The 9,843-nt window shown below is 69.9% G+C and carries 8 protein-coding genes and 1 tRNA gene; 3 read left to right on the top strand and 6 right to left on the bottom strand.

What is annotated here, in order from left to right; translation table 11 throughout:
• The 6 genes from ACIY1X_RS20945 to ACIY1X_RS20920 all read right to left on the bottom strand — a co-directional run.
• A partial coding sequence (locus ACIY1X_RS20945) for a ClpX C4-type zinc finger protein (RefSeq protein WP_399684308.1) occupies positions 1–520 on the bottom strand: 520 nt, incomplete at its 3' end.
• 96 nt (positions 521–616) lie between these two features.
• On the bottom strand, positions 617–1,225 hold the full coding sequence (gene clpP / locus ACIY1X_RS20940) for an ATP-dependent Clp endopeptidase proteolytic subunit ClpP (RefSeq protein WP_399684305.1): 609 nt from the start codon (positions 1,223–1,225) through the stop codon (positions 617–619).
• 105 nt (positions 1,226–1,330) lie between these two features.
• Positions 1,331–2,644, bottom strand: coding sequence for a trigger factor (gene tig / locus ACIY1X_RS20935; protein ID WP_399684302.1), 1,314 nt, complete (start codon positions 2,642–2,644; stop codon positions 1,331–1,333).
• A gap of 23 nt (positions 2,645–2,667) precedes the next feature.
• Positions 2,668–2,754: transfer RNA gene (locus ACIY1X_RS20930), tRNA-Leu, on the bottom strand.
• Positions 2,755–2,823: 69 nt separating this feature from the next.
• Complete coding sequence (locus ACIY1X_RS20925) at positions 2,824–5,967, bottom strand: efflux RND transporter permease subunit (RefSeq protein WP_399684299.1); 3,144 nt, start codon at positions 5,965–5,967, stop codon at positions 2,824–2,826.
• Positions 5,967–7,139, bottom strand: coding sequence for an efflux RND transporter periplasmic adaptor subunit (locus tag ACIY1X_RS20920; protein WP_399684297.1), 1,173 nt, complete (start codon positions 7,137–7,139; stop codon positions 5,967–5,969). The genes ACIY1X_RS20925 and ACIY1X_RS20920 overlap by 1 nt, the downstream gene beginning before the upstream one ends.
• Positions 7,140–7,267: 128 nt before the next feature.
• Between ACIY1X_RS20920 and hpnC the strand changes: the two genes are divergently transcribed.
• The 3 genes from hpnC to ACIY1X_RS20905 form a co-directional block, all read left to right on the top strand.
• Positions 7,268–8,191 carry a squalene synthase HpnC gene (gene hpnC, locus ACIY1X_RS20915; protein WP_399684295.1) on the top strand — a complete coding sequence of 308 codons (924 nt, stop codon included), beginning with the start codon at positions 7,268–7,270 and terminating at the stop codon, positions 8,189–8,191.
• A gap of 55 nt (positions 8,192–8,246) precedes the next feature.
• A complete protein-coding gene (gene hpnD, locus ACIY1X_RS20910) occupies positions 8,247–9,089 on the top strand; it encodes a presqualene diphosphate synthase HpnD (protein WP_399684292.1) in 843 nt (280 codons plus the stop codon).
• Positions 9,086–9,843 (top strand): FAD-dependent oxidoreductase (locus ACIY1X_RS20905; RefSeq protein WP_399684289.1); only part of this gene is annotated, 758 nt, incomplete at its 3' end. The genes hpnD and ACIY1X_RS20905, both read left to right, overlap by 4 nt.

Raw genomic sequence — 9,843 nt, 5'->3', positions numbered from 1 at the left:
GCAGCAGCTTCTGGATGATGTTCTCGACGTCCTCGCCGACGTAGCCGGCCTCGGTCAGCGTGGTAGCGTCGGCCATCACGAAGGGCACGTCAAGCTGGCGCGCCAGCGTCTGCGCCAGCAGCGTCTTGCCCGAGCCGGTGGGGCCGATCAGCAGGATGTTGCTCTTGCTGAGCTCGACGTCGTCGCCGCCCTTGGACGAAGGCGCCTTTTCCTTGTGCTTGAGGCGCTTGTAGTGGTTGTAGACCGCCACCGCCAGCATGCGCTTGGCGGCCTCCTGGCCGATGACGTAGTTGTCGAGGTTGGCCTTGATCTCGGCCGGCGTCGGCAGGTCGCCCCGGCCCTCGCGGCCTTCCTCGGCCGCGGGCATCTCGTCACGGATGATCTCGTTGCACAGGTCGATGCACTCGTCGCAGATGAAGACCGACGGCCCGGCGATGAGTTTCTTGACCTCGTGCTGGCTCTTGCCGCAGAAGGAGCAGTACAGCGTTTTCTCGGTCGAAGAGCCTTTTTTCTCGGCCATGGGCGAATGCCTCGGAGGGGAATTGGTCAATGATAACGAAAGAAAAACGGCGCTTCCCGCATGGGAAACGCCGTCTCGCGACCCTGAAAAAGCCGCTCAGCCGCGCTGCGAAATCACCTGATCGACCAGGCCGTAGTCCTTGGCCTCGTCGGCGGTCAGGAAGTAGTCGCGCTCGGTGTCGGCCTTGACCTTGTCCAGCGGCTGGCCGGTGCGCTCGGCCAGGATGCGGTTCATCTGGTCCTTGGTGCGCAGGATGTCGCGGGCGTGGATCTCGATGTCCGTCGCCTGCCCACGCGCGCCGCCCAGCACCTGGTGGATCATGATCTTGCTGTTGGGCAGGCTGTAGCGCTTGCCCTTGGCGCCCGCCGCCAGCAGGAAGGCGCCCATGCTGGCCGCGAAGCCCAGGCACATGGTCGAGACGTCGGGCTTGATGAACTGCATGGTGTCGTAGATCGACATGCCGGCCGTCACGCTGCCCCCGGGCGAGTTGATGTACAGCGAGATGTCCTTGTCGGGGTTCTCGCTTTCCAGGAACAGCAGTTGCGCCACCACGAGGTTGGCGGTCTGGTCGTTGACCTCGCCGACCAGGAAGACGACCCGCTCCTTGAGCAGGCGCGAATAGATGTCGAAGGAGCGTTCGCCGCGCCCCGACTGCTCGATGACCATCGGGATCAGGCCGAGGGCCTGGGTGTCCTGTGAACTCATGTTTCTCTCCGGAAGAGCTGCCAACTGTACGACCAAACCCGTACGCTCAAATGAAATGGGGCCTGTGCCCGCGAGCACAAGCCCCAGATGCCGCGAGGGGGCGGATCAGCCCTGCTGCGCCATCAGTTCGTCGAAGCTCACCGCCTTGTCGGCGACCTTGGCCTTGCCGAGCACGAAGTCGGTGACGTTGTTCTCGATCACCACCGCCTCGACCTCGGCCAGGCGGCGGTTGTCGCCGTAGTACCAGCGCACCACGTCGGCCGGCTTCTCGTAGCTGGAGGCCAGCTCCTCGATGTGGGCCTTGATCTGCTCGGGCTTGGCTTCCAGGCTGTTGGCGCGCACCAGCTCGGCCACTACCAGGCCCAGGCGCACGCGGCGCTCGGCCTGCGGGCGGAACACGTCGGCCGGGATCGGGGCCTTGTCGGCGTCCTTGATGCCGCGCTGCTTGAGCTCGGCGCGGGCACCCTCGACCATGCGGTCGATCTCGGCCTGGACGATGGACTTGGGCAGGTCCAGCTCGGCGTTGGCCAGCAGCGCGTCCATGACGGCGTTCTTGTTGCGCGCCAGCAGGCGGAACTTGACCTCGCGCTCCAGGTTCTTGCGCACGTCGGCGCGCAGGCCCTCCACCGTGCCGTCGGCGATGCCCAGCGACTTGGCGAACTGCTCGTTCACCTCGGGCAGGTTGGCGGATTCGATCTTCTTGACCGTGACCAGGAAGTCGGCCGTCTTGCCGGCCACGTCCTTGCCGTGGTAGTCGGCCGGGAAGGCCAGCGGGAAGGTGCGGCTGTCGCCGGCCTTCATGCCGCGCACGGCGTCCTCGAATTCCTTGAGCATCTGGCCTTCGCCGACGATGAACTGGAAGTCGGCCGCCTTGCCGCCGTCGAAGGGCTCGCCCTCGATCTTGCCCTCGAAGTCGACCGTGACGCGGTCGCCGTCCTGGGCGGCGGCGTCCTGGGCGCGCTGGGCGAAGGTACGGCGCTGCTTGCGCAGGATGTCCAGGGTGCGGTCGATGGCCTCGTCGTTGACCTCGGCCGCCAGGCGCTCCACCTCGGCGCCGGCCAGGTCGTTGATCTTGACCTCGGGGTACACCTCGAACACGGCGTCGAAGGCGAGCTGGCCCTCGGGCGCGCCGTCCTTCTCGGTGATGGTGGGCTGGCCGGCGACGCGCAGCTTGGCCTCGTTGGCGGCCTGGGCGAAGGCCTGGCCGACCTTGTCGTTCATCACCTCGTACTGCACCGAGTAGCCGTAGCGCTGGGCAACCACGTTCATCGGCACCTTGCCGGGGCGGAAGCCGTCCATCTTGACGGTGCGCGCCAGGCGCTTCAGGCGCGAATCGACCTCGTTCTTGATGGTGTCGACGGGCAGCGTCAGGGTGATCTTGCGCTCGAGCTTCTCGAGCGTTTCAACGTTCACGGTCATGTGTCTTTCCTTGTGGAGGTCGCTGGTGCGCGGGGGGGGACTCGAACCCCCACACCATTGCTGGCGTCAGGACCTAAACCTGGTGCGTCTACCAATTTCGCCACCCGCGCAACGTCGATGGAAACGAAAACGGGCGGCCCGTGCCTGGACCGCCCGCCGAAATCGGTCAACCGATTATTTTAAGCGGGTTCCGGACCGGTTTTTTCCCGCTTGACCCGGAACCACGCCGCGTACATGGCAGGCAGCGCCAGCAGCGTCAGCACCGTGGCCACGATCAGCCCGCCCATGATGGCCACCGCCATCGGCCCCCAGAACACGCTGCGCGAGAGCGGGATCATCGCCAGCACCGCCGCCGCGGCCGTCAGCACGATGGGCCGCAGCCGCCGCACCGCCGCCTCGACGATGGCGTCCCAGGTGGGCACGCCGGCGGCGCGGTCCAGCTCGATCTGGTCGATCAGGATCACCGAGTTGCGCTGGATCATGCCCATCAGCGCGATCACGCCCAGGAGCGCCACGAAGCCGAACGGCCGGTTCAGCAGCAGCAGCGCGCCGGCCACCCCGGCGATGCCCAGCGGCCCGGTGAGGAACACCAGCATCGAGCGGCTGAAGCTGTGCAGCTGCAGCATCAGCAGCGTGAAGACGATGAACAGCATCACCGGCACACCGGCCACGATGGAGGAGGAGCCCTTGCTGCTTTCCTCCACCGCGCCGGCCACCTCGATGCGCACGCCGCCGTCGCCCGCGGCCTGCCAGCCGGCCTCCAGCGCGCGCAGCTTCGGCAGCAGCTGCTCGGTGACGGTCGCGCCCTGCAGTCCCTCGATGATGTCGCCCTGCACGGTGATGGCGTAGTCGCGGTTCCAGCGCCACATCACGCCCGGCTCCCAGGTGAAGACGGGGCGCGCGATCTGGGTGAGCGGGATGGCGCGGCCGCTGGCCGTGGGCAGGTAGGCGTTGCCGATGTCCGAGATGGCCTCGCGCTCGTCGGGCGACTGGCGCAGCACGATGTCGATCAGCTTGTCGTCCTCGCGGTACTGCCCGACCGTGGTGCCGCTGAACATGGTGCGCGAGGCCTGGGCGATCGACTGGCTGGTCACGCCCAGCGCGCGCGCCTTGGCCTGGTCCACCTCCAGGCGGATGGCCTTGACCGACTCGTTCCAGTTGTCGTTGACGCCCAGCATGTTCGGGTTGGCGCGCATCACGGCCTTGACCTCGTCGGCGCGCTGGCGCAGCTGCGCCGGGTCGGAGCCGATCACGCGGAACTGCACCGGGTACGGCACCGGCGGCCCGTTGGGCAGCAGCTTGACGCGGCCGCGCGCCTCCGGCACTTCCTGCGCCAGCAGCGCCGGCAGGCGCTGGCGGATCGCCTCGCGCTGGTGCAGGTCCTTGGCCAGCACGATGAATTGCGACACGTTGCTCTGCGGGAAGACCTGGTCCAGCGGCAGGTAGAAGCGCGGCGTGCCCGAGCCGACCCAGGTGGCGACGCTCTCGACGCCCTCTTCCTGCATCAGCCGCCGCTCCAGCCGTTTCGCCACGGCCTCGTTGGCCTTGAACGAGGTGCCCTCCGGGAACCACAGGTCCACCATGATCTCGGGCCGGCTGGAATCGGGGAAGAACTGCTGCTGCACGCGCGTCATGCCGAAGATGCCGAGCGCGAAGATGCCCACCGTGGCCGCGATGGTGAGCCAGCGGTGCTGCACGCACCAGCCCACCGTGCGGCGGAAGCGCGTGTAGAAGGGCGTGTCGAACAGCTCGTGTGGCGGCGCGTCGGGGTCGTGCGGCTTGACCTTCAGCAGCAGCGTGCCCAGGTAGGGCACGAAGTACACCGAGACGATCCACGACAGCACCAGCGCGATCACCGTCACCGCGAAGATCGCGAAGGTGTACTCGCCCGTGACCGACTTGGCGATGCCGATCGGCAGGAAGCCCGCCGCGGTGATGAGCGTGCCGGTGAGCATCGGCTTGGCCGTCACGTCGTAGGCGAAGGTGGCGGCGCGCGTCTTGTCGTAGCCCTCCTCCATCTTCCGCACCATCATCTCCACGGCGATGATGGCGTCGTCCACCAGCAGGCCCAGCGCAATGATGAGCGAGCCGAGCGACACCTTGTGCAGCCCGATGCCGAAGTAGTTCATCGCCAGGAAGGTCACGGCCAGCACCAGCGGGATGGTGATGGCCACCACCAGGCCGGGCCGGTAGTCGATGTACCAGCCAAAGCGCCCGCCCTTGTGCAGCCCGAGCGAGATGAAGCTCACCGCCAGCACGATCACCACCGCCTCGATCAGCACCTTCACGAACTCGTTGACCGAGGCGGCCACCGAGGCCGGCTGGTCCTGCACCTGCGCCAGCGTCACGCCGGCCGGCAGGGTCTTCTCGATGCGCCGTGTGGCGTCGCGCAGCGACTGGCCCAGCGCGATGATGTCGCCGCCCTTGGCCATCGAGATGCCCAGCGCGATCGCCTCCTGCCCCTGGAAGCGCACCTTGACCGAGGGCGGATCGACATAGCCGCGGCGCACCTCGGCGATGTCGCCCAGACGCAGCTGGTGGCCGGAACTGCCGCGGATCGGCATCGCCCTCAGTTGCTCCACGTCGTTGAACTGGCCGCCCACGCGCACCTGCACCACGTCCTGCGGCGACTGCACCGCGCCGGCGCTCTCCACCGCGTTCTGCGCGCCCAGCTGCTGCAGCACGGCGTTGAAATCCAGCCCGAGCTGTGCCAGGCGCCGCTGCGAGACCTCGATCCAGATCTTCTCGTCCTGCACGCCGAAGGGCTCGACCTTGGCCACGTCCTTCACGCGCAGCAGCTGCTGGCGCACGTCGTCGGCGAAGTCCTTCAGCTCGGCGTAGCTGTAGCCCTCGCCCTGCAGGGCGTAGATGACGCCGTACACGTCGCCGAACTCGTCGTTGAAGAAGGGCCCCTGGATGCCGCCCGGGAGCGTGTAGCGCATGTCGCCGATCTTCTTGCGCACCGTGTACCAGACCTGCGGCACCTCGGCCGGCTTCGACGAGTCCTTGATCTCGAAGATCACCTGCGACTCGCCCGGCTTGGAGTAGCTGCGGATCTTGTCGGCGTAGGGCACCTCCTGCAGCGTGCGCTCGATCTTGTCGGTGACCTGCTCGGCCACCTGCTGCGCCGTGGCGCCGGGCCAGTAGGTGCGCACCACCATCGCGCGGAAGGTGAAGGGCGGATCCTCGTCCTGCCCGAGCTGGAAGTAGGCGGCGAAGCCCAGCACCATCAGCACCACCATCAGGTAGCGCGTCAGCGCCGCATGGTCCAGCGCCCACTTCGAGAGGTTGAAGCCGGATTTCGCCGACGCCGGGGCCTCCATCAGCGGCTCCCCGCTGCGGCCGGGTTCGCGGCGCCGCCCGGCGCCGGCGGCGCAGCCCCCTTCTCCCGGTAGACCGCGACCTTCTGCCCGGCGGTGAGCACGTGCACGCCGGCCGTCACCACCTGCTGGCCCGGCGCCAGGCCGGCGGCGATCACCGCCTCGTTGCCGTCGGCCGTCGCCACCTGGACCGGCTGCGACTTCACCGTCATGGACGCCGTGTCGAGCACCCACACCGCCGTGCCCTGCCCCTCCTGCCGCAGCGCGCTGGTGGGCAGCTTGATGACCGGCACCCCGCCGTGCGCCAGCGCCTGCGGCCTGGCGTACACGGTCGACCCCAGGGCCGGCGCGTCGGCGGCATCGATGCCGACCTTGACGGTGTAGGTGCGCGTTACCGGATCGGCGCTGGCCGCCACCTCGCGCACGGTGCCCTCGATCTCGCGGCCGCCGGCCCAGCCCCGCACCTGGACGGGCGAGCCCAGCGCGAGCGCGCCGGCCCGGTCCTCGGGCACGGCGAAGACCACGTCACGCGGCCCGTCCTGCGCGATGCGCACCACCGGCGTGCCGGCCGAGACCACCTGCCCCGGCTCGGCGTCGATGCCCGTCACCACCCCCGCCACGTCGGCGACCAGGGTGGTGTAGCTGGCCTGGTTGCCCTGCGAGGCGACCTGCGCCTGCGCCTGCTCGAACTGCGCCTGGGCCGACTTGAAGCTGGCCTCGCGCCGGTCCAGCTCGGCGCCGCTGATGAAGTTCTGCTCGCGCAGCTCGCGGTAGCGCCGCAGGTCGGCGGCGGCCAGGTCGCGCTGCGTCTGCGCCGCGGCGGCCTGAGCGCGCGCCGCCTCGGCGGCCAGGCGGTAGTCCTGCGGGTCGAGCTGCGCCAGCACCTGGCCGCGCTCGACGTGCTGGCCCAGTTCGGCTTGGCGACGGACGATCTTGCCCGCCACGCGGAAGCCCAGCCGCGACTCCACCCGCGCCCGCACGTCGGCGGAGAACTCCGGCGACGCATCCAGCGCGCCCACGCCCACCGTCATCACCTTCACGGCACGCACCGGCTCCTCGGGCGGCGGCGGCCTGGAGCAGCCGGCGGCAAGCACGACCGCCGCGACGAGGAACAACCGTCCTGCGGCAGGCTGCGCACGGAGAAAGGACAAGGCAGGGGCTGCGACCATGGGCATGCACCGGGAAGGGAAGACAGGATGTGCGGTCATGCATTTAATGACCGACGGGTTAGTAATCTAGGCGATCGGTCTCCCACCTGTCAATGCGGCGACCGCGCGCGGGCCGCCCGGGCCACGCCGCGACAATGGCCGCCGTGCCCGCCCGCCCCGCTCCGCCGGCCGCCGCCCCCACGCGGGCGGCGGCGCCCGACCACTACGAGAACTTCCCCGTCGCCTCCTGGCTGTGCCCGGCCCGGCTGCGGCCGCCCATCGCCGCGATCTACCACTTCGCGCGCACCGCGGACGACATCGCCGACGAGGGCGATGCGAGTCCCGAGGCGCGTCTGGCGGACCTGCTTGCCTACCGTAACGACCTCGCCAGGACGCTGAGAGGCGAAACACCCTCGGACCGGTGGCCGCAGGTCTTCGCCGCGCTTCGGTCGGCCATCGTCGAGTTCGCACTCCCGGGCGATCTGCTGGCGGCCTTGATTCACGCCTTTGCCGAAGACGTGTCGCGTGACAAGGCGCGGCAAGACGGCGATTTGCAGAACGCGGTCTTCCACAATCGCGTTGAACTGCTCGACTACTGCCGCCTTTCCGCCAACCCGGTCGGCCGGCTGCTGCTGCACCTCTACGGCATCGACGACGCCGGGTCGCTGGCGCGCAGCGACGCCATCTGCAGTGCGCTGCAGCTCATCAACTTCTGGCAGGACCTGTCCGTCGACCTGCCGCGCGGCCGCTTCTACCTGTCGCTGGGCGACTGCGCGCGCCACGCGCTGACGCCCGGGGACTTCGGCGCCTTCGAGCCCCTGAAGCCCGCCCCGCCGCCGCGCGCAGCCATCGCGCTGCTGGCCGACGAAGTGCGCTGGGCGCGCGAGCTGATGCAGCAGGGCGCACCGCTGGTGCACCGGCTGCCGGGCCGCATCGGCTGGGAGCTGCGCCTGGTGGTCCAGGGCGGCTTGGCCATCCTCGGCAAGATCGAGGCCCGGGGCTTCGACAGTTTTTCGCACCGCCCCACGGTGGGCAGTGCCGACGCGCCGCGGCTGCTGTGGCGCGCCCTGCGCATGTGACGGCGCGCCCGATGCAGCACCGACAATCGCCGCCCATGAGACCCGCCCTGCCCCGATGACCACCCCCGAGCAGTACGTCCAGGACAAGGCCGCCGCCTCGGGCAGCAGCTTCTATTACGCCTTCCTCTTCCTGCCGCCGGAGCGCCGCGCGGCGATCACCGCCTTCTACGCCTTCTGCCGCGAGGTGGACGACGTGGTGGACGAGGTGCACGACCCCGGCGTGGCCGCGACCAAGCTGGCCTGGTGGGCCACCGAAGTCGGCAACGCCTTCGGCGGCCGGCCACAGCATCCGGTGATGAAGGCGCTGATGCCGCACGCCGCCGCCTTCGGCATCGAGGAGCGGCAACTGCAGGAGGTGATCCAGGGCTGCGAGATGGACCTGCAGCAGACGCGCTACCTCGACTTCGCCGGCCTGGCGCGCTACTGCCACCTGGTGGCGGGCGTGGTGGGCGAGGTGTCGGCGCGCATCTTCGGGCAGACCGATGCGCGCACCACCGGCTACGCGCACAAGCTCGGCCTGGCGCTGCAGTTGACCAACATCATCCGCGACGTCGGCGAGGACGCCATCCGCGGGCGCATCTACCTGCCCGTCAACGAGCTGCAGCAGTTCGACGTCAAGGCGCACGAACTGCTGGGCCGCGTGTACTCCGACCGCTTCGTCGCGCTGATGAAGTTCCAGGCCGCGCGCGCCCATGCCTTCTACGACGAGGCCCTGGCCCTGCTGCCCGACGCCGACCGGCGCAGCCAGAAGCCGGGCCTGATGATGGCCAGCATCTACCGCACGCTGCTGCGCGAGATCGAGGCCGAGGATTTCGCCGTGCTGCAGCAGCGCATCGCCCTCACCCCGCTGCGCAAGCTGTGGCTGGCGTGGAAGGTCCAGGCGCTGGGGCGGATGTGAGCCGCAGGGTCGCCGTCGTCGGCGCCGGCTGGGCCGGGCTGGCCTGCGCGGTGCAGGCCGTGCACGCCGGCCACACCGTCACCGTGTTCGAGGCGGCGCGCACGCCGGGCGGCCGCGCGCGCCGCGTGGAGGCCGACGGCGGCCTGGCCCTCGACAACGGCCAGCACATCCTGATCGGCGCCTACCGCGCCACGCTCGAGCTGATGCGCTCGGTGGGCGTGGACCCGCAGCAGGTGCTGCTGCGCGCCCCGCTGGCGCTGCGCTTTCCCGACGGCGGCGGGCTGGCGATTCCCGCGGGCATGAAGCCGCCGATGGACCTGCTGGCCGGCATCGCCGGCGCACGCGGCTGGTCGTGGCGGGACCGGTACTCGCTGCTGCACACCGCCCTGCGCTGGCGGGCACGCCGCTTCGCCTGCGCGCCGGAGCAGACAGTGGCCGACCTGTGCGCCGGCCTGCGGCCCCGCGTCGTCGACGAGCTGATCGCGCCGCTGTGCGTCTCGGCGCTCAACGTGCCGGTGGAGCGCGCCAGCGGCGCCGTCTTCCTGCGCGTGCTGCGCGATGCGCTCTTCTCCGAGGACGACGCCGGGCCGCCCCAAGTCGTCCTGCCCCCCTCGGGGGGCGGGCCGGGCACAGCCCGGCCCTGGGGGCCGTCCAGCTTTGGCGGCGCCGACCTGCTGCTGCCGCGCACCGACCTGGGCGCGCTGCTGCCCGATGCCGCGATGCGCTGGCTGTCGGCCCGCGGCGCCGCCGTGCA

The sequence above is a fragment of the Xenophilus sp. genome (assembly GCF_044462705.1).
Classification (GTDB): domain Bacteria; phylum Pseudomonadota; class Gammaproteobacteria; order Burkholderiales; family Burkholderiaceae_C; genus Xenophilus; species Xenophilus azovorans.
The sequence above is the reverse complement of the archived record's forward strand: the minus strand, read 5'-3'. Positions and strand labels throughout refer to the sequence as shown.